We start from the raw sequence: 19,222 nt of genomic DNA on the forward strand, positions 1-19,222 counted from the left end.
TGAGCGGCACCCCAACCTGAGGGTGTCGCCTTTCCCGGAGGGTTCCCCAATGGAATTGGCTTATTACGCAAAGGCGATCACCGCCTTTGTTTTCTCTCTGATTGTCCCACCTGTGTTGCTGTGGCTCCTAGGTGGTGACTCAAATGACCTTCTGGGCGCTGCAATTCTTGGTGCAACCAGCGCCCTCATCACTGCTTTTGCGGTGTTCTTGGTCCCAAACCGGACCCATGGCTTCAACGTCAACGATATCGCAGCCTCGCTGGTCCAAGCGGGATTTGATGCCGTTGAGCAACGCGAGGAGATCGAAGATGACAAACCCCAAGTCCACTAACCCCATTGCCAATGGCCGCGTCAAAATTGAGGGTGCGATTTACAACAAAGGCGATGAGATCCCGGCAGGACGGGTTGCCGCCGAGCGCCTGTCTCGCCTGATTGACAAGGGCCTTGTTGGCTATCCCGGTCAAGACGTCCAATCCGCTAAGGGCAGCGGCGCTGAAACAGCCGCTGCGGCACCAAAAGCTGTGGAAACACCTGCCCCGGAAAACCGCGCCGAGGGTAAATCTGGTCGCCCTGACCTCAAAGTGCCAGAGGGTAAAACCGAGGCATGATTGAAGGCCCCGAAGAGTGGGCAATTTTCACTGACCCAGACGTATTTGGCGAGGTGATCACCTATCAGGGCCAAGGTCAGACCCCGGCGGAAATCACCGCCGTGTTTTCTGCACCTTATGCGCTCATTGATGGCGGCCCCGGTCCCGGGGTTGCCACGACCCAGCCCACCCTAACTTTTGGGTCCGAACAACTCACATTCACGCCCCGCCAAGGCGATCAGGTGACCCTCACCCAGTCGCACCCGGGTTTTCCGGCTGGCACCACCCTTCGCGTGGCAGACCCGCAACCTGATGGCGCGGGTCTGATCCGGCTTATTCTCGAAAGGAACTGATATCATGTTGAAAGGTAAGGATGGGGTTTTCCGCTACGGTGCCTCAAAGGAGCGCGTTGGCGCGGTCCAAAACTGGAACATTGACGAATCCGCTGATGTGGTGGCGGGGTGGGGAATGGGTGATGCAGGTGAAAGCGCTTTTACCACTGTGTCCCGCTTTTCTGGCTCGGTCGAATTCTACCTAGATCCCACTGACCCCGGCGACGATATTGCAATTGGCGATACGTTTGAGATTGATCTTTACCCGGGCGGTGAAACCAGCGGATCTGCGTACTTCACCGGCACCATCTTGGTTACAGCCACGCCGATGGCGGGCAGTAAAGATGGCATCCCAACCAAGACCGTCAATTTCCGCAACGCCTCTGGCACTCTCAGCAAAAACACGGTGGCATGATGAACGACGCATTGACCTCACTGACCCAACACTATGACCGGCTGCGCAATCAGACTTTCACCGTGCCGGGCGTCACCAAGTCGGACGGTGAACCCTTGGTGATCTATTTTGATCCACCCACCAACGCGCAAGCCGCACAGGTTCGTGCGCGTGCCGGGAATGCGCAAGATGAAGCGCGCATTACCCTCTACACCGTCCTGTTGCTGGCCAAGGATAAGGATGGAAACCGCTTGTTTGACGACAAGGCCGAGACTGTTCAAGCGCTCACCGAGAACGTGCCCGGGCGCATCCTTACGCAGATCGCAAATGCGATTATGCGTTTCTCAAGCGTTCCCGACTTGGGAAACTGATACAGGCAAGCGGCGAGGCGAAAATGGTTTATCGCCTCGCTGTGCGCCTGAACAAATTCCCATCTGAAATCATTGAACGACCCATTGAAGAATTGCGCGGCCTTTATGCCTTCCTTGAGTGCGAGGCGAGCGCGCAAAGCAAAAGGTGAGCTATGTTCGGTAAAGTAAAAGACCTGTTTTTCAACATCACGGGCCGCGATCAAAGCGGCCCGGCCTTTGGGTCGGTTAATCGACGTCTGCGCGAAACTGATGCGCTTGCAGCAAGTGTTAGCGAGCGCACAGCCCGCGCCGGGCGTTCAATGCAGCGCTTTGGCGCAGCGGGTACATTGGCTACGGGGGCGGTTGCCTTGGCGTTTCGCGATGTGATCGGCCTCTATGATGAGCAAGCCCGGGCTGAGGCGAAAGTTGCGCAGGCAGTGCGCCAGACCGGCGGCGCTGCTGGTTTCACCGCCGCACAGCTCAATGAACAGGCCAGCGCCTTACAAGACCTCACCCGGTTTGGCGATGAGGATATCCTGAACAAGGTCACCGCCCAATTGCTGACATTTGGCAATGTGTCTGGCCAGATCTTTACCGACGCTCAAAGCCTTGCGCTTGATTTGGCGACCACTCTGGATGGCGACCTACAAAGCGCGTCAATCATGCTTGGCAAGGCCCTCAATGATCCGGTGAAGGGTTTGAGCGCTATGAGCCGCGCGGGCATCACGTTTAGTGAGACGCAAGCCGAGGTTATCAAAGACCTCGCCAAAACCGGCGACATTGCCGAGGCACAGCGCCTAATCCTTGATGAGATCGCAACATATTACGGTGGGCAAGCTGCCGCCGCGCGGGACGCCGGGGCCGGTATTGTTGATGCGTGGTCAAATACATGGGGCGACGTCAAAGAAATCGTTGGCGGTGTTATTGTGGACACCTTGCCGCCCATCATTGCGGGTTTGAAAGACCTGATCGGGTGGTTCACTGACCTCACCCCAGAGGGTCAAAAAACCGTTGTGATGTTTGGCGCGCTGGCCGTTGCAATCCCGCCCGTTACCGCAGCAATCGGCCTTATGGCGGTTGGGGTTTCGGCCCTCATGGGGCCGGTGGGATTGATCGCCGCAGGCTTGGCGGCAATAACGGGCGCGGCAATTGCCCTTACGCCTGAACAAACCAAACTCTCAACAGCGACCGATAATGTCACATTGGCGCTGGGTGACGAAATCACCCAATCACAGCTATTATCCGAGGTTCTGGGCACAAGCACACGCATGTCACTGGATGCGGCAAACAAAAAGCTTGATGAGGCCCGGGCGCGTCATGAAAACGTCAAAGCAATCGTGGCTGAGCAACGCGCGCTAAAGCTTCAATCATCCGACTATCAAGACATTCTGGGGGCGATTTCGGACACTGAAAACGCCCTAAACTCTCTTGGCTTTCCGTCCATCGACGTGGCACCCGCGCGCAGCTCTGAGGCGTTTGAGGACTTGCAGTTGCGAATGGTCGAACTCCGAAAGCAGCAACAGGAATTTCTGCGCGCCGGGACTGAATATGAGGATCAGCTTAAACGGACTGAGGAAAATATTCGCTCATTGGAGGAGGCGATTGCCGACGCAGCCGGTGGGACGGTCACGCTTGGTGGTGACGATTTGATCACCCCCATCTCCCCCGGCGACCGTGCGGATACGCCAGACACACCGGGCGGCGGTGGTGGTGTGGCCAACGCCTTGCGCGACATCGGTTCGGCCATAGATGAAACGGCTGATGCGGATGGTTGGGACGTGGTGAAAGGAAACCTGCGTGCCCTGTTGTTTGAGGGGCAGAGCTTTGGTGACACCTTCGCAAACGTTGTGTCATCGGCCCTTGATCGCTTGTTTGACCTTGCCTTTTCGCCCGCGTGGGATGCGCTCTTTGACAACCTGTCAGAAAGCTTTTCCGGCACCGGCGGCGGATCAGGTGGCGGCGGTTTGTTGCAGGGTCTGTTCTCTGGGGCAAACAACTTTGTCGGCAACATCCTTGGCCTTGATACAGGTGGTGACGTAACTGTCAGCGGTAAGGCCGGGATCGACCGAAACTTGACCGTGCTGCGCACTTCGGACGCTGAACAGGTTAGCGTGCGTAGGCCGGGGGATATGGGCGGCATGGGTCGGGCGGTGAATGTCTACATCCAGACACCAGACCCGCAAGCTTTTCAGGCCAGCCGGGCACAGATCGGGCAGCAAATTTCCCGGGCGGTTGCTGTGGGAAATCGGGCAACGTAGCTTTAGGGCGGTTTTTGTTGAGGGATTGGCGCGTTAGTCCTGTTTCGCGCTGGTTCCCCAAAGCTTGAAAAGCCGCTTTCCTGAGATGACCAACAAAACTGCCACGGTCACAGAAATGACAAGCGCGCCAAATCCCTGAGCCTCAAGAAAACCAAGTTTCACATTGGTTTCTGAGACTAGCTCAACAAGTATTTTCATTTGGATCTTCCTTAAAAATAAGGAGCGGGAATGATTACCGCTCGAGGGTGAGATCCCAAAGCCTCTCAACTTCGGGGTATAGAAATCGTATTGGCAGCGCGACCGCAGCCAACCGAACCTGTCGCTTTATCACTCTCTCTTTACTTATCTCCGCGCTATGGCACACGTCCTTAGCGTGTGCGCCCGTCCCTTAGCGCTCCCACACAGTGCCATCATGATTCTAACAGCACTATGTAGTGGGGCAAGCTTATCAAACCACTCCATCTTGCGCAAGCACTGCGTGAGTTACTGACGCTTGTTTAACTTTCAAACCGAAGGAAGCGGCAATGGCCCACTATTCAATCGAATTCCCGCGCGATATTGCACAGGGCTGCCAAGCCATCCTTGAGCGCCGTGATGAAGTGGTCATGTTGGCAAGTGGTCATGAGGAATCCAATCAGCGTTGGACACATGCCCGGCGTTCTTGGGCCGCCGGTCTGGCAATCCGCTCACATGCTGATCTTGCCAAAGTGGTTGAGCTGTTTGAGGAGGTGCGGGGCCGCGCCAACTCGTTCCACTTTCGCGATTGGCTGGATTGGCGCAGCGCTTTAGCACCCGGGCCAATCACGCCGACTGACCAACCCCTTGGCAGCCCAATCACAGGCAGCACCGAATATGAGCCTGCATTTGGGGATGGGGTCACAACTGCATTCCAGATCACCAAACGATATGGACTGACCAATCCTTACTTGCGCCCCATCGCGCTGCCGCACTCAACATCCCTAAGGGTGGCCGTTGATGGCACCGAGATCGTTTCAGGATGGACGCTTTCACCCACTGGTGGCGTGCTGACATTTGACACGCCGCCCGCTGCTGGTCTCCCCCTCACTGCCGGGTTCACCTTTGATGTACCGGTTCGGTTTTCAGACAGCTCGCTTTCCTTGGAGTGGGCTTATTTCAATGAAAACGGCGGCTCTGGCATGGCCCCGGATATCACGCTGATTGAAAAACGCCTTGATTGGCTGAGCTGAGGAACATCTGACATGAGTGCTTATTCAGACGCCCTTGAAACGGGCAGCACAACCTTGTGCCGTTGTTTCCGCATCACCCGCGCCGATGAGACGGTAATGGGGTTCACCGATCATGACGCGGATATCAGTTTTGACGGCGTAACCTACAGCGCAGAGGCCGCACTGAGCGCAAGTGAAGCAGCCTCAACACTTGGATTTGCGCCTGATGAAATGGAGGCGCACGGTGCGCTTTCTCATCAGGCCATCACGGAGGCCGATCTTATTGCCGGGCGCTTTGATGGTGCCGCTGTTGAGGTCTGGGATGTGGATTGGCGCAACACTGCGACACGTGCGCTTTTGGGGCGCTACACGGTCGGTGAAGTTGAACGCGGTGGTGTGGCATTTCGTGCCGAGCTGCGGTCCTTGGCCGCCTCTTTGGATCGGCCAGAGGGTCGCGTACATACCACACTTTGCGATGTGCGCCGCCTTGGGGATGGGCGCTGCGGGCTTGATCTTACCGCTTGGCAAGCCACCGCCACTGTTGTTTCGGTTGATGGCCTTGAGGTCTGGGTATCAGGTTTGGACGAGTTCAATCCGGGCTTTTTTGACAAAGGCACGGTGGAATGGCTGACAGGGGGCAACGCGGGATCGGCAGGTGACATCCGGGCGACTTTGGATAGTGCGGGATCACTGGTCTTGTCGCTTTGGCGGGCACCGGCGGCAACCATTGCTATTGGTGATACGCTGACAGTGACAGCGGGCTGCAACAGAACGGCTGACACTTGCCGCAATCGGTTCAACAACTTGGTGAACTTTCGGGGCTTCCCGCACATGCCCGGCGAGGCGTTCTTGCGTGATTATGGCATTGAGGGTGACCCGGATCAGACCGGAGGCAGCCGTTTTGAATGATGCGTTAAACCCCGCCTTAGTCATAGCTCACGCCCGGGCTTGGATTGGTACACCCTTTATTCAGCAGGGCGCATTTCGCGGCGCAGGTGCGGATTGTGTCGGATTGATCCGGGGCTTGTTTTCCGAGGTCGCAGGAAAGGTGGTCACCCCACCACCGTGGCATCACGATTGGTCAAGCGGGGTTGGTGAGCCGATATTGAAAACCTTGCCGCAGCATGTCACCCCGATTGCTATTTCGGATGCGCGCCCGGGCAATATCGTGACCTATCGCGTTGGCAAGAAGCGCGCGGCCCATGTTGGCATTCTCACCGATCTGGGAATCATTCACGCTTGGGAACATTGCGGCGTAACCGAAAGCCCTGACCATATCCGATCCGTTACAAGTGCTTGGGCCATACCTTGCCCCTCAGGCTGCGAAACCGGGCCTAAAAGCCTGAGGTTAGACGATTGCCTTGCGGTGATCTATCCAGACCCCAACGGCTATTATGCGGAAATATCGCTCTTGGTCGACGGCTCTCCCCTCGCCCGGTCCCGACATTACACGTCTCAAGCGCAAGCTCTGGCTATGCTTGATCCGATTTATTCAAACATCGAAACAGTGGAGTAAGCTTCATGGCAACGCTATTACTTGGTGCGGCAGGGGCCGCCGTTGGTGGCGCTATTGGCGGCACTGTGTTCGGGATTGGTGCGGCAGCGATTGGCAAAGCGGTTGGCGCTTCCATTGGCCGCGCCATTGATCAGCGCCTTTTATCGGCTCTGGCTCCCGCAACCAAGCAAGAGGGGCCGCGCTTGGAAACGCTGGATGTTATGACCAGTGAAGAAGGTGCCCCGCTTTTTAGCTTGAATGGACGGGTTGCCATCGCCGGGGAGGTCATCTGGGCAGCAAAGCTCAAAGAGGTCGTGAAGACATCCACCCAAAAAGTTGGGTCAGGCAAGCGCAAGCAAAAAGTTGAAAAAACTGAATACAGCTATTTTGCCTCCTTTGCGGTCTCGCTGGGCGAGGGGCAATTGTCTGGGTTTGGCCGAATTTGGGCCAATGGAGAACTGCTGGACATCACCGATTTGTTGAGCGATGGGCGGTTGCGGTTTTACCCGGGGTCTGAGACGCAAACGACAGACCCTTTGATTTTGGCGATTGAAGGTTCAGCCCCTGCTTATCGCGGCACCGCGTACATCCTATTTGAGGATTTGCCACTTGCAGATTTCAACAACGCGGTGCCTCAGATCAAGGTCGAAGTGTTTGGCCAAAGCGGTGAAATGGAGCAACTGGTCAAGGGTGTGAACATCATCCCCGGCTCTACCGAGTGGGGCTATATGCCTGAGGTTGTGCATAAGCAGGAACTCAACAATCAAGGTGAGGTTGTTCAACAGGAAGCCGACAATGCAGCGCGTTACAGCGGTGTTTCTGATTGGACTGTCAGTTTAAACCACATGGAAACTGTGCTCCCTGAGGCCAACACCGTGAGCCTTGTTGTTGCATGGTTTGGCACCGACTTGCGCGCTGGTCTTTGTGAGATTGAACCACGCATTGAAGATCGGGAGAAATCCACAAGCGTACCATGGGGTGCATCTGGACTGACCAAAGAGACCGCAAACGAGGTTTCGCAAACTTCGGACGAGCGGCCCGCCTTTGGCTCAACGCCCGCCGATATTGCGGTGATCAGCGCCATTCGCGACCTGCGCGCACGCGGAAAGCGTGTGTTGCTCTATCCGTTTGTGATGATGGATGTGACAGACAGCCAAGCCCTACCCGATCCATCGGGCGACGGTGTGCAAGGTGCCTATCCTTGGCGTGGCAGGATCGCGCCGCGCAACGGTGAGGGTGTTGGCACTGAAATCGCCGCATTCATGGGCACCGCCGCTCCTTCTGATTTCACCGCCGCCGAGAATGCCGTGACATATAGCGGCCCGGCAGAATGGCGTTTTCGCCGGTTCATTCTGCACCTTGCGCACCTCGCCTCAGTTGCGGGTGGGGTTGACGCATTTCTGATCGGCACCGAAATGCGGGGGCTATCAATGGCCCCAAGTGAACCGGGTGTGTATCCGTTTGTGTCTGCGCTCAAAACGCTGGCAGCCGATGTTCGCACAATTCTGCCCACCTCGCTCATCAGCTATGGTGCAGACTGGTCAGAATATCACTCCCATCAGGATGGTGACGATTTGCGGTTTCACTTGGACCCGCTTTGGTCTGATCCCAACATAGACTTTGTGGGCATTGATAATTATTTGCCTATCTCAGATTGGCGACCGGGCACGTCTCACTTGGACTATGACCCGGTGCGCGGTCACACCTCGCCATATTCTCTGGACTATTTGAAAGGGAATATTGAGGGCGGGGAATATTGGGATTGGTACTATCAATCCGACGCCGACCGGGCCGCGCAGATCCGCACACCAATTGAAGATCTGGCCTATGGTGAGCCTTGGGTCTATCGGCAAAAAGCGGTGCGGGATTGGCAGTCATACACGCACCATGAGCGCCTTAGCGGCATCCGGGAAACACCTTCCACCGATTGGGTCGCTGGTTCAAAACCGGTATGGTTCACAGAGCTTGGATGCCCGGCGGTCACTTTTGGGGCCAATCAACCAAACGTCTTTTACGCGCCGAAATCCTCGGAAAGCTTTTTGCCGTGGTTTTCAGTTGGCGTGCGAGATGACTTCATGCAACGCCAATACTTGCGCGCCAGTTTGGAATGGTGGCGCGACAACGGCGGCACCGCTGTCAGCATTGACGATGTTCAAATTTGGTGCTGGGACGCCCGGCCATGGCCTGAATTCCCGCTGCAAACCTCGTTATGGTCAGATGGCCCCGATTGGTTCTCGGGCCACTGGCTCAATGGTCGCGCAGGAGCCGCCCCGGCGGCTGAGGCCATTGAGCGCCGCCTGACAGGATACCATGGGTTGTCTGACAGCGACTTGAACCTGAGCGCCTGCTTTGGTCAAGCGGACGGCTACCCGGCCTCTGCCCCGATAGGTTTCCGGGACTTTCTGCAACCGCTGGAGGTGGGGCTGGCCTTGCAGTCCCATGAGGCGGGCGGGCGGGTTTTGGTTGAGTCGCGCGGGGCTGCCATCACCGTGCCTGAGGTTCAGGAGTCATGGTTCATAGATGTGGAAAATGGCCCCTTGTTCACAGCTAAGCGCGGCGCGCTTGAGGATGTGGCATCAACCGCAATTGTTCGGTTCTTGGATGGACTGGGTAATTATGAGCGTGTTTCCACGCGAGCAATTATCGGTGCGGGCCGTGAGGGGGGAACGTCAACGGCTGAATCACCTCTGGTGATGGATTTCAACTCCGGCACCATGGCCGCTGAACACTTGTTGCGGGTCGCGGCGGACGGTCGCGAAAGTCTCAGTTTCCGACTGCCGCGATCTTCCACCCGCATCAGGCCCGGCGTGGTTGTACCCGTGCGCTTGGGTGATGAGGCGGTGCGACCAATGATGATTGAGCGCGTGGTTGAAGGCGAAACCAAAACCATTGAAGCGCGTTCTTACAACTATGGCAGTTTTGCCCCAACAGGCAATCTTACCCGCCCCGCGCTTTCACGGCGTGTGCGAGGGTCTTCTGCAGTGATTGCGCGGATCTTGGATGTTCCGGTCTTGCCGGGCAGCATCGCTGAGGAATGGGATTCGCTTGTCGCATTCCATTCTGATCCATGGCCACAGGGCATTGTCTGGGCGATAGGTTCAGATGACACCACGGGTTTTGCCGATAGTGGCGATGCGCCGGTGCGGTCTGCAATCGGTGAAACCACAAGCGCGCTTGCTGCGGGTGGCTCTCACACATGGCAAGAGGTGACCGTCACTGTGCGCTTAAACAGCGGTGTTTTAACATCAGCCGCCGCCGCTGATGTGCTCAACAACAGCAATGGGCTTGCCATTGAGCATGCCGCCGGTTGGGAGGTTGTTCAGTTTCGTGATGCCGAGCTAATCGGGCATCGTGAATGGCGATTAAGTGGTTTATTGCGTGGCCGCCTAGGTACGGACGGCGTTGTATCAAATTCCGCGTTGCCATCAGGTGCCACTGTGGTTGCCTTAGACACCGCGCTGCAGCCGCTTGGCCTTGCGTCATCTGAGGTTGGATTACAGCGATATGTGCGCTTTGGTCCTGTGGATCTTGATGTGTCGAAACACGATGTGCGCCCGCATGTGGGCCAAGCTGCTGGCCGTCGCCCTTATGCGCCCTGTCATCTGCGTCTTTTGGAAAGTAACAGCGACACGGTTCTGACTTGGGTTAGACGCACGCGCACGGACGGGGAGGCCGATTGGCGTGATGAGGTCACGGATGTGCCCCTTGGTGAAGCAAGTGAGCGCTACGCCGTTGAGGTTATCAGCGGTGACACCCTTGTGCACACAACCGAGGTCACCGAGCCAAATTTTACCTACACCGCCGCACAGGCCGCGTCTGATGGCGTGCCCACCCCCTTCACTATGCGGGTTGCGATGATTTCCGAAACCTACGGCCCCGGCATGTGGGCCAGTATTGAAGTCACCTAGGAGGTTACATGAGTGACGCTATTTTGATGGCTGCAGCCGCCCGGCTGGCTGCGGCATTTCCTGATTGGAATGATGCGACCGGCAACGCCCATCCTACGCCTGCCAGCAGCCTCCCGGCATTCGCTTTGCGGCTGACCTACTCCGATTCTGAGCGTGTCGGGATGGGTGACCATCGCTTTATTCATGAGGGTCAGCTTGAAATTGGCATTGAAATCAACACGCCGCCTGACAGTGAGACTGGCCTCCATGACTTAGCGAGGCAGATCAACCAAGTCTTGCTGGCTGACCCGCCAGACCTCAACGGCACGGCTTGGTCAATTGAAAAAGGCAGCTTTGAAGCTGACCACGAAAAGGCAGAAACACCGATCAGTCGGGGTGAACTTCTGATGCCCATTCAAGTTCTCGAGTAGCGCGATCAGCGCCGTTTTTTTTAACTAGACACCGGCCCGGGCATTCCCCGGGCCTTTTCATTGGAGGCGACATGCACCCCCATGGCATCGCAACAATGATGGGTAGCACAGCGCTCACCGCGCCGCTCTGGCTGACCTATCTTGGACCCTTCCTGCAAACCATCGACCCACTTGTGCAGTTTCTTGCAGCGGCCCTTGGTCTGCTGATTTTGGTTCTGACCGCTTGGAACAAGGCACTTGAGGTGAAACTCAAGCGTTCCCGCCTCAACGAAATTGAGGAGGCCGAGGATGGCAACCAAGCAAAAAAATAAAACTGCCGCCCGCCGCTCCCCCATAACCCCTGCTGAGGCCCGTGATGCTGTTTTGGCCGTTGAGGCCCATGGCGGCCTCAGCCAAGCCGCAAGTGCGCTCAACGTCAAGGTTCCTTGGCTTCAGCGGCGGTTGCGCAAGGCTGATGTGTGGGGCATCTCGGCGCATGGTGAGATCACGGCAAGCGTTGCGCGCCGCTTGCCCCGCCCCTCTGGCGGCCCGGCCCGTTACATCCTCACCGCCGCGCAGTCGAACACAAAGGTGCACCCAGAACTTTGGGAAAACCTGAAAGCTCTGGCAGAACATTACCACGCTGAAATTATGGTTGGGCGTATCCGTTACAACCACACAGCGTGGCAGATCGGCCAAGAGGCCGTGAAACGCTCAGCGGATAGTTCGCTTTGGTATGACGACGCCCTTGAGGCGTTTTTCTGTGATGAACGTGTGGAAATAGCGCCCGGCCTTTTGTGGGTGGGTGATATGAATATCATTCCCACAGCAACCGACCCGCTATCTGGTCTGGATAGCTTTGCCGGGTCGCCAAGTTGCATTTTTCCTCACCCTCAAGTGGCACTCAAATCGGTTGCAACCGCACCGGGTACAGATACCAAAATTCTGTACACCACCGGCGCAGCAACGCTTAAAAACTACATCAAGCGCAAAGCGGGTCTGAAAGCCGAATTTCACCACGCCTATGCAGCCTTGATTGTTGAGGTGGACTCCGCTGGTGATTGGTTTGTGCGGCAAATCAATGCTGATACCAACGGCGTTGTTCATGACCTAGATTTACGTGTTGAGGGCGGGAAGGTGGCAACCGGCCAGCAGGTGCTGGTGCTCACCCCGGGCGACATTCACGGCACTGAGGTGGACCCCGTTGCCTTGCAAACCGTTTGGGGCGACGGTGGTTTGATCGACGTGCTGCAGCCCGCGCACCAAGTGCTGCATGACGTGCTGAATTTCGGCAGGCGGTCACACCACAATACTGTGTTTGACCTGATCGCAGCCCACTACAACCGGGCAGAGTCGGTGGAGGGCGAGATTGAGGGCACCGCCGCCATCCTTAACCGCATACTGCGCCCGGGCGTTGCCACCCACGTTGTCAAAGCAAACCATGATGAGCACTTTGACCGATGGGTGCGAGAGGCCGATTTTCGCCGCGATCCGGTGAATGCTGCTTTCTACCTTGAGGCCGCCGGGCAGAAAGTCGCTGCACTCAAACGCGGTGACCTGAGCTTTGACCTTGCTGAATGGGCACTGAAGCGCGCCGGGCTTGCCGCAGAGGTCCGTTTTTTGGCGCGGGATGAGCGCCTTGAAATCGCAGGTATTCGCCATGATCAGCATGGCGATATTGGCCCAAACGGCGCGCGCGGATCGGCGGCCAACCTTTCCCGCACAGGTGAGAAATCCAATATCGGCCACTCGCATTCAGCGCGCATTTATCATGGTTGCTACCAGATGGGCACGATGAGCCTTTTGGACATGGGTTACAACCAAGGCCCCTCAAGCTGGTCGCACTCGCTGATTGTCACCTACGGGAATGGCAAGCGCACAATCATCACTCTGAAAAACGGAAAATGGAGGGCCGCATGAGCTACCAGAACGCCAAGTCTTTGGGTTTTGACCCACAGGACCGACCTACTCCCCACCCTAACGACCCAAAGCAAGAGGCTGGGCTGGAAAAGATCCCATTTGCCTGCCTTCCAATTGCGGTGCTGGCCGAGGATGCCGTTGCCCATGGTGAGGGTGCACTGAAATACGGGCGGCACAATTGGCGCAATGGTGACGTTTTGGCCAGCACCTATTTTGCCGCCACCTTGCGCCATCTGTTTGCGTGGTTTGAGGGCGAGGATATCGACCCTGACAGTGGGCTTTCGCACCTCACCAAAGCGCGCGCCTCGTTGGGCGTCCTGCGCGATGCACAAATCCAAGGCCGCGCGATTGATGACCGCCCCCCAGCCAGCCCGGCTGACCTCATGGAAAAACTCAATCAAGTTTCGGGCGACATGGCCCGGCGCGTTGCAGCACTCAAAGGAGGCAACCAATGATCTTTTTCAAACACTGGAGCCATGTACCTGCTGACCTTTGGCGTTGGCCGAATTTCTCACCCGAAGAAATCGCCTGCCGAGGCACTAGTAAGGTAGGCATTGATTTTGATGCCATGGAAAAGCTGCAAGCACTACGCAACCGGCTTGGCACTCCGATCATACTCAATTCGGCCTACCGTTCACCCGAACACAACAGCGCTGTAGGTGGTGCTACCAGATCGCAACACCTGAAAGCCAAAGCCTTTGATGTGTCTATGGCGAACCATGACCCAGAACAGTTTGAACTTGCAGCCCGCGCGGTTGGTTTTACCGGATTTGGCTTCTACAAGCGCAACAATTTCATTCACATTGACACAGGCCCGGATCGTGAATGGGGTGATCGCTGGAAATCCCCCAAAACAACAACCTTGCCCCCACCCCGTTTCTCACCGCCGCCAGCACCAGTGCCTGAGCGCCCACGGGATGATATTGACCTTAAGGGGTTAGGCGCGGGTGCAATCGGGGGTGTAGCCACGGTCGGGCCGGTGCTATCTGGCATCGGCAACCTGACCCCCGTGGCGCAGGTTGTGGCCGTTTTGGGGGCCTTGTTGCTGGTTGCCGGATTGGCTGTAATGGCCCGCAGAAAGCTTCGCGAATGGGCTTAACGTGGCTCATTCTTGCCAAGGTGCCCCGCTTTGCTTGGGGCACGCTTGCAGCGCTGTTCGTGATTTTCCTCGCATACAATTTCGGCAGCCGGAACAAGGCGTCCGAGATTGCAAAAAGAGAATTGGAATCCTATCGTGAAACAACTCGAAAGATTGACAGCGCGACTAGCGCTGATAGCAATGCTAACGCTGCCCGTGAGCGCTTGCGCGATAAGTTCGGGAAATGGACAAGCGATATGTGATCGCCTGTCACCACTCGCCGTGAAACACGGTCGCGCCCTCCTGAACCCGCAAGCACCGGACCAAATTGTAACAACCGGTGAGCCGTTGGTGATGGGCCTTATTGCAGCTTGTTGATTCAGCCCCGCCATACAATGGCGGGGCTTTTCTTGTTGGGGTAGATTCTACGTTTGGCAACCACAAAAGAAGCGAACGGAAGGGGTGCGGGACTTTACCGACGTTCGGCAAATGACTGCATTGGGGGGACAAATCCAAATTACATACCGCGTTGTTGTTTTTTTGTTTGCAGATACAACGTAAGAAGTAGCAACCTGCGAGACAGGATGTGTGAGAAGCTATGTCGCCAAGCCGGGCTGGAGGTAACTTATGAATGACGAAGAGCATGAGTTGGACTATAATCTGAAGCCTCCTGAGCCGTTCGACAGAGCAATCGCTAATCTTAACCTTCGAGGCATTTCAAACACCTCAAGTGAGGGATTAGATCTGGAAATCACTGCCAGCTTTGGCAACGACTATATTGATATCCCCTTGTCAGACGGCGGCATCTTAGAAGCAAGATGCAACATCTTCGAAGCGCTGATTGTGGCGAAGCCGTACAACTGCCATTTCACTGATAAAAATAGCACCGAGCGCGATGGCGGATATCAAATAGTCCAGAAGTTCCATGGAGAGAGATCATCGTCTCAGATGGTACAGAGGAATAGTTCAGTCGGCGGAGAAGTATCTGGGGGAAAATATGGCGCGTCGGCGTCTGCTAGCCATACGAGAACGAAGAACAAGGAAACTGGGACTTCTGATAAGCACACCATCACAGGAGAGAAGCAGTTCCGTCAGGTTCAATATGGTTTAGATCAGATTAGGATTTTCCCCAATCCTGACAAGGCTGCGTTGGTGGGAAACCTGGTTGACCATTCCCAGTGCTTTAGAGTCCTGCCCATTGACAGTTCAAAGCCATTTGGCGTCCTTGTCCAATTGTTGGTTCGTCGGAACTGGCTTTTGTTGAGTGACCCCAAACCTATTTCATTATCTGAGCAGCTAACGAGTTTTTTAGACCGTGCCCTGAAGGGAAACGATCCTATTGATCGGTTTCATAAAGAGGCGTTCCAAGTGCTGCTCCAACATCTGGTCTCAACTGGCTTGCAGGCTGTTGGAGAAAGCACATATGCGACATTCGCCGCCCGTGCTATTCGGGCAATCCCAGTGTCGGGCAACGACTTAGAGCATCGGCACATTGACCTACACCCCCGCTCACTGGAGCTGCCCGTTCGTGACATTGAGGCCGTTCTTTCCGAAGACCCGGTCGCCGTACGAAGGGTGTTACTTGAGCACGGTGTTGATGAAGCTAACATCCCGGGCTTGCCCAGAAGGTTCGCTTTTCTCCCTACCGGTGTATTGCTTGAAGACCTCGAGCAACCCGTTGAACTTCTGGAATTGATGAGATCGTGGACTGACCGATACGATAGGAGTGATTTCGACATCTTAACTTCGATTGACTCCAATTCACCGATTAGGCCTTGGGACAAAGTGATAGTTCCTGCTGGCCACGAGAGCTTTTCGACAGGTCGAATGCGCGTAAAGCGAATAAGAGAAGTGGACTATACTGGCATTCGCGCCTTGATAGAAAAGACAGCGGTTTCTTTTCAGTACATCCGAAAGTCAAGAAAGTACCCTTCAAAGAACTTTGACTATGTAGAAGGCGAGTTTGTGCAAATTACAGACGATCGCCAGACAGGGATTTCGGAGTCTTTGAATGCAAACTGAGAGGCAGGTTCCGACCCAGCTTTGATTGCGCTCCACAACGCGAAACACACGCGCAATTTCTTGTTTGATCAGCTTAGTTCGCACGGGTTCGGCCAACAGCTTCTTCAGCTTCCCGGAAGCAGACACTCAGCGGCTTAAGGCTGCCCGATCTGGTGCTGCGCCCCGCATGAATGTCAGCGAAGCGCAGTTAGTACCTTTGCAAAGTCACTGGTTTGACCCGCTCAATCAAGACTTCAACCGGAGGAGAAAACGGTAAAATCTTACGTTATTAGAGCGTTGCTGCTTGATGCCTGCCCGTCGACCTGAACATGCTATGCATGTCCGTGCTTAATCAACACTACCAATTACCTGTTTTAAATAGTTTTTGCCTCTCTTCGTCCACCGCAGTAGCCAGCTCATTTAGCGAGTCTACAAGTCCGCTGTGTCCAGCATCTTTTTTGTCGTAGTGAATCGTCTGTATTCTTCGGTTGTTTTGGAGCGAACCTTCCAGCTCAGGCTTTTGTTCATGTGAGAGCCTGAAGTGCATTCGAGCTTCATCTGATACGGAACCAAAGTTGTGATTCTCCAGGAGAAGGTTAAAGTCCGGATCGGTGGTTCCACAGCCAATGAAGAGCAAGGAGTGGGTCTGGATTACAGCTTCTACCACGCGATAGAAATTCGCATAGTTGTTTCTGACATTTGAGTAATCGCGTTGTGTCAGAATAACTTTATCAAAGGAATTCTTGCTTCCGTGAACATACACTAGGTAGCGCAAATCTCCGGTTAAAATCTGCGAAACATCTTCATCATGGTACTTCGTGACTGTGAGCGTATCTCCAAACTCACTTGTGGCAGCTCTTTCAAAAATACCGTCAAAATTCAGCGAAAAGAAAATTCTCTGATCGAGGTTGGATATTTGAGTATGGATCTCCGAAAAATCATAGTTTGGTTTAACAAACTGCTCACGTAAGAAGTTGCGCCATGCCTCGCCGCCGATGTGTTCGCGAAGCCATTCAGCGGCATGTAGCAGATCGTTCGCCTGCAAGGCCTCTTGAACGGCAGCAGGACATCCGTCGTAGCTTTCCAAGCAGCTTTCCAGCAGTTCTTTCCAAAGGGGAGGTCGTTTCACACCATCAGCTGCAAGAGAATGCTTCGAAACACCTGAGCCAATTACGGGTACAACCCGGCGCCTTGCAAGCTCTCTAACGAGGTATTCTTGTTGGCCCCAATCAGTCATCGATGCGATCCCGAAGTACTTTTGCGACGTCCACTAGAACCTTGCGAGCTTCTTTAACTCTAGCGAAGTGGGAGCCAACCACACCATCTTGGGATGTGAGTTCGAAGATTGGCCGTCGTACAGACTGTGACATTGGTACCAAACTAAAGAGATTGGGAATGCTACCAATTTCATAGTCTTGTTCAGAAGCGGGCAACTTTTTCCCATACTTCAGAACTTCTTGTTCGATCTGCCCCCTAATTTTCTCATAGGATTGAACAGGCCGTTTGACGCCTTTTTCGGACTTTTGCTTGTATTGTTGCGTTACATATCCAACGAACGCAGCGCCACTAGCACGCTTCCGGGCAAACTCTATTATCGGCTCATCGGAAAGTTGCGGATTTGTGAGAATGTGATTTAGCGAGGCTGCGTTACCGTTGAACCACTCAACAATGTTCCCGAACGCTTTGAGCGAAAAAATATCAATGGTCATTGGGCTGACAAAGTAGTCACAAGCCATTAGAACCACTCGATTGATAGAGCCAAGTGATGGTCCAACATCATAGAAGACGAAGTCATAATCGGACAGAAACTCTTCGTTCAGTTTTGCGAGAGCAAAGGTTGTCTGGAGCCCACGTTCCACTTCGGTAGATAGCCATTCTCTTGCCAGAAAATCTTCGACCATGGCTAGCGCAGGATGTCCCGGCACGAGGTCGACATTGAACCCTTCGCTGCGCACAGCGGTGACCTTGCCGCTTGAAGCTCGGCCCGCACGCAATTCAAAGAAGAACTCCGCAATTGTTCCTTCTTTGGTTTCAATTATCTGTTCAAATTGATTTTCTGAAAGAAGGTACTGTGACGCATTACACTGTGGATCACAGTCCACAACGCAGACCTTCTTGTTAAAGACCTCAGAAAACACAGCGGCCATGTTGCAAAGGAGTGTCGTCTTGCCAACGCCACCCTTGTTGTTAAAAAACGCTAAAGATTTCATGAAAATTCCCTCAAGGGTTGCGAGATTTCATGACAACATGTACTCGCTAGCAGTTCCATATTTCAACACCTTACATTTCGTCGTATATTTGGGGACAAGGGCCTGACGCAAACCTCACGTGTTGCGCTGCCGCTGATAGGCTTGGCTTCGGCCGCGAAGACGGCACCCGCCACCGGGCATATAGTTTAGCCTCACCGGCCAGATATTTCCCTTATACATGGTGGCTTTCGGTAAATCGCATTGTCTGTTCACACCCAATGCGCAAACTTGGCTAAGCGTCGGTCAAATGTCCAGAAAGGGCTGAGAACAGACATAGACAATATGTTCCGGCTTTGCCTTTTAGTCGATTCGACTGCACGACGCGACAAAAACATCCCGCAACATTTCCCGCAACAAATCCCGCAACATTTTCTGAATGAAGCGCAGGCAAGCCATTGTTTTAAATATATTTATTGCGCTACTTTTAATCCTACCATCCCAGCCATTTTCAAGTTTCGTCGTCTTGCTTGAAGTTGGATTTATCCAGCTTGAAGTCGCATTTCGTCCAACCAAAACTTGAACTTCGCACATCCTGGGCATTGGAACACGGTCGCTAACGCAAAAGCTGCTCGGTGAACAAAAACGCTTTTGAGGCGTGAATACCATATGCTTCGGTTTTATGGTCTCGAAGTACTGCCTGGTTATGCGGCGGCCACCCTCCCCACGCCCGGTGCAAATTGACCTCGGTCACCGCCCGTTCAGAAGCGGTTATAGTGATCAAGATGCTGCGGCGATTTCAAATCATGCGCTGTTTCCCGTTGACAGCTGGGAGCGTGAGACTGGCTTTGTCGACAGCTCCCGCGAAGAAATGGAAGCAATCCTTAGCGGCTCTCAACCGGCGGTGAAGGCACGAATCGACGCCACAGAAGAGGCCACCCAATGGCCTTCTGGAACCGCGATCTGCTGAACCTCTGGAGTAAAGGGCGCTTGTGTCGGCTAGGACTACGACCGCTGGCCGCCTGTCCCGTTGTAAATCTGTCGACCACAGTGACATCATGGCCCCGTGTCAGCAGGGCAAGCGCCGCACCAACTCCGGCCATTCCCGCCCCCAGAACAAGGAACTCAGCCATGGGG

General features: G+C 54.8%; 21 protein-coding genes. 17 read left to right on the plus strand and 4 right to left on the minus strand.

All coding sequences use genetic code 11. The features are described from left to right. Positions 1 to 49: 49 nt before the first annotated feature. From GFB49_RS11650 to GFB49_RS11675, 6 genes are all read left to right on the plus strand, one after another. Entirely contained in the window at positions 50 to 331 is a 282-nt protein-coding gene (locus GFB49_RS11650) for a hypothetical protein (RefSeq protein WP_153216048.1), read from the plus strand. After that, positions 309 to 608, plus strand: a complete 300-nt coding sequence (locus tag GFB49_RS11655) for a hypothetical protein (RefSeq protein WP_153216049.1) — start codon at positions 309 to 311, stop codon at positions 606 to 608. Before GFB49_RS11650 ends, GFB49_RS11655 begins: the two co-directional genes overlap by 23 nt. Further along, on the plus strand, positions 605 to 940 hold the full coding sequence (locus tag GFB49_RS11660) for a head-tail joining protein (RefSeq protein ID WP_153216050.1): 336 nt from the start codon (positions 605 to 607) through the stop codon (positions 938 to 940). The genes GFB49_RS11655 and GFB49_RS11660 overlap by 4 nt, the downstream gene beginning before the upstream one ends. 4 nt (positions 941 to 944) lie before the next feature. Further along, positions 945 to 1,334 (plus strand): hypothetical protein, encoded by a 390-nt coding sequence (locus GFB49_RS11665; RefSeq protein WP_153216051.1) that lies wholly within the window; start codon positions 945 to 947, stop codon positions 1,332 to 1,334. Further along, positions 1,334 to 1,684 (plus strand): hypothetical protein, encoded by a 351-nt coding sequence (locus GFB49_RS11670; protein ID WP_153216052.1) that lies wholly within the window; start codon positions 1,334 to 1,336, stop codon positions 1,682 to 1,684. The genes GFB49_RS11665 and GFB49_RS11670 overlap by 1 nt, the downstream gene beginning before the upstream one ends. 152 nt (positions 1,685 to 1,836) lie before the next feature. Next, positions 1,837 to 3,921 carry a phage tail length tape measure family protein gene (locus tag GFB49_RS11675; RefSeq protein ID WP_153216053.1) on the plus strand — a complete coding sequence of 695 codons (2,085 nt, stop codon included), beginning with the start codon at positions 1,837 to 1,839 and terminating at the stop codon, positions 3,919 to 3,921. A 33-nt stretch (positions 3,922 to 3,954) separates the two neighbouring features. Here the strand turns inward: GFB49_RS11675 and GFB49_RS11680 are convergent, their stop codons facing one another. Next, positions 3,955 to 4,119 (minus strand): hypothetical protein, encoded by a 165-nt coding sequence (locus GFB49_RS11680; RefSeq protein ID WP_153216054.1) that lies wholly within the window; start codon positions 4,117 to 4,119, stop codon positions 3,955 to 3,957. A gap of 326 nt (positions 4,120 to 4,445) precedes the next feature. Here GFB49_RS11680 and GFB49_RS11685 point away from each other — a divergent pair, with 326 nt between their 5' ends. The 11 genes from GFB49_RS11685 to GFB49_RS11735 all read left to right on the plus strand — a co-directional run bounded on the left by GFB49_RS11685 (position 4,446) and on the right by GFB49_RS11735 (position 15,920). Next, complete coding sequence (locus GFB49_RS11685) at positions 4,446 to 5,129, plus strand: DUF2460 domain-containing protein (protein ID WP_153216055.1); 684 nt, start codon at positions 4,446 to 4,448, stop codon at positions 5,127 to 5,129. 12 nt (positions 5,130 to 5,141) lie between these two features. Beyond that, on the plus strand, positions 5,142 to 6,017 hold the full coding sequence (locus tag GFB49_RS11690) for a DUF2163 domain-containing protein (protein WP_153216056.1): 876 nt from the start codon (positions 5,142 to 5,144) through the stop codon (positions 6,015 to 6,017). 196 nt (positions 6,018 to 6,213) lie between these two features. Next, positions 6,214 to 6,624, plus strand: coding sequence for an NlpC/P60 family protein (locus tag GFB49_RS11695; RefSeq protein WP_153216057.1), 411 nt, complete (start codon positions 6,214 to 6,216; stop codon positions 6,622 to 6,624). 5 nt (positions 6,625 to 6,629) lie between these two features. Then, entirely contained in the window at positions 6,630 to 10,511 is a 3,882-nt protein-coding gene (locus GFB49_RS11700) for a baseplate multidomain protein megatron (protein ID WP_153216058.1), read from the plus strand. 8 nt (positions 10,512 to 10,519) lie between these two features. Further along, on the plus strand, positions 10,520 to 10,921 hold the full coding sequence (locus GFB49_RS11705; RefSeq protein ID WP_153216059.1) for a hypothetical protein: 402 nt from the start codon (positions 10,520 to 10,522) through the stop codon (positions 10,919 to 10,921). 71 nt (positions 10,922 to 10,992) lie between these two features. Further along, positions 10,993 to 11,232: a hypothetical protein gene (locus GFB49_RS11710; RefSeq protein ID WP_194269330.1), complete on the plus strand. Its 240-nt coding sequence runs from the start codon at positions 10,993 to 10,995 to the stop codon at positions 11,230 to 11,232. Continuing rightward, a complete protein-coding gene (locus GFB49_RS11715) occupies positions 11,210 to 12,820 on the plus strand; it encodes a hypothetical protein (protein WP_153216061.1) in 1,611 nt (536 codons plus the stop codon). The genes GFB49_RS11710 and GFB49_RS11715 overlap by 23 nt, the downstream gene beginning before the upstream one ends. Further along, positions 12,817 to 13,275, plus strand: coding sequence for a dATP/dGTP diphosphohydrolase domain-containing protein (locus tag GFB49_RS11720; RefSeq protein WP_153216062.1), 459 nt, complete (start codon positions 12,817 to 12,819; stop codon positions 13,273 to 13,275). The genes GFB49_RS11715 and GFB49_RS11720 overlap by 4 nt, the downstream gene beginning before the upstream one ends. Then, positions 13,272 to 13,919 (plus strand): D-Ala-D-Ala carboxypeptidase family metallohydrolase, encoded by a 648-nt coding sequence (locus GFB49_RS11725; protein WP_153216063.1) that lies wholly within the window; start codon positions 13,272 to 13,274, stop codon positions 13,917 to 13,919. The genes GFB49_RS11720 and GFB49_RS11725 overlap by 4 nt, the downstream gene beginning before the upstream one ends. Continuing rightward, the gene (locus GFB49_RS11730) at positions 13,910 to 14,161 is read left to right on the plus strand and encodes a hypothetical protein (protein WP_153216064.1); all 252 of its coding nucleotides are present in this window, start codon (positions 13,910 to 13,912) and stop codon (positions 14,159 to 14,161) included. Before GFB49_RS11725 ends, GFB49_RS11730 begins: the two co-directional genes overlap by 10 nt. 364 nt (positions 14,162 to 14,525) lie before the next feature. Further along, on the plus strand, positions 14,526 to 15,920 hold the full coding sequence (locus GFB49_RS11735) for a hypothetical protein (protein WP_153216065.1): 1,395 nt from the start codon (positions 14,526 to 14,528) through the stop codon (positions 15,918 to 15,920). Between the two features lie 337 nt (positions 15,921 to 16,257). Here the strand turns inward: GFB49_RS11735 and GFB49_RS11740 are convergent, their stop codons facing one another. The 3 genes from GFB49_RS11740 to GFB49_RS11750 all read right to left on the minus strand — a co-directional run bounded on the left by GFB49_RS11740 (position 16,258) and on the right by GFB49_RS11750 (position 19,218). Further along, positions 16,258 to 17,136, minus strand: a complete 879-nt coding sequence (locus GFB49_RS11740) for an SIR2 family NAD-dependent protein deacylase (RefSeq protein ID WP_153216066.1) — start codon at positions 17,134 to 17,136, stop codon at positions 16,258 to 16,260. Then, positions 17,129 to 18,109: a ParA family protein gene (locus GFB49_RS11745; protein WP_153216067.1), complete on the minus strand. Its 981-nt coding sequence runs from the start codon at positions 18,107 to 18,109 to the stop codon at positions 17,129 to 17,131. The genes GFB49_RS11740 and GFB49_RS11745 overlap by 8 nt, the downstream gene beginning before the upstream one ends. An 860-nt stretch (positions 18,110 to 18,969) precedes the next feature. Then, the gene (locus GFB49_RS11750) at positions 18,970 to 19,218 is read right to left on the minus strand and encodes an FAD-dependent oxidoreductase (RefSeq protein ID WP_153216068.1); all 249 of its coding nucleotides are present in this window, start codon (positions 19,216 to 19,218) and stop codon (positions 18,970 to 18,972) included. Positions 19,219 to 19,222 lie beyond the last annotated feature (4 nt).

Source organism: Tritonibacter litoralis (assembly GCF_009496005.1).
Classification (GTDB): Bacteria; Pseudomonadota; Alphaproteobacteria; order Rhodobacterales; family Rhodobacteraceae; genus Epibacterium; species Epibacterium litoralis.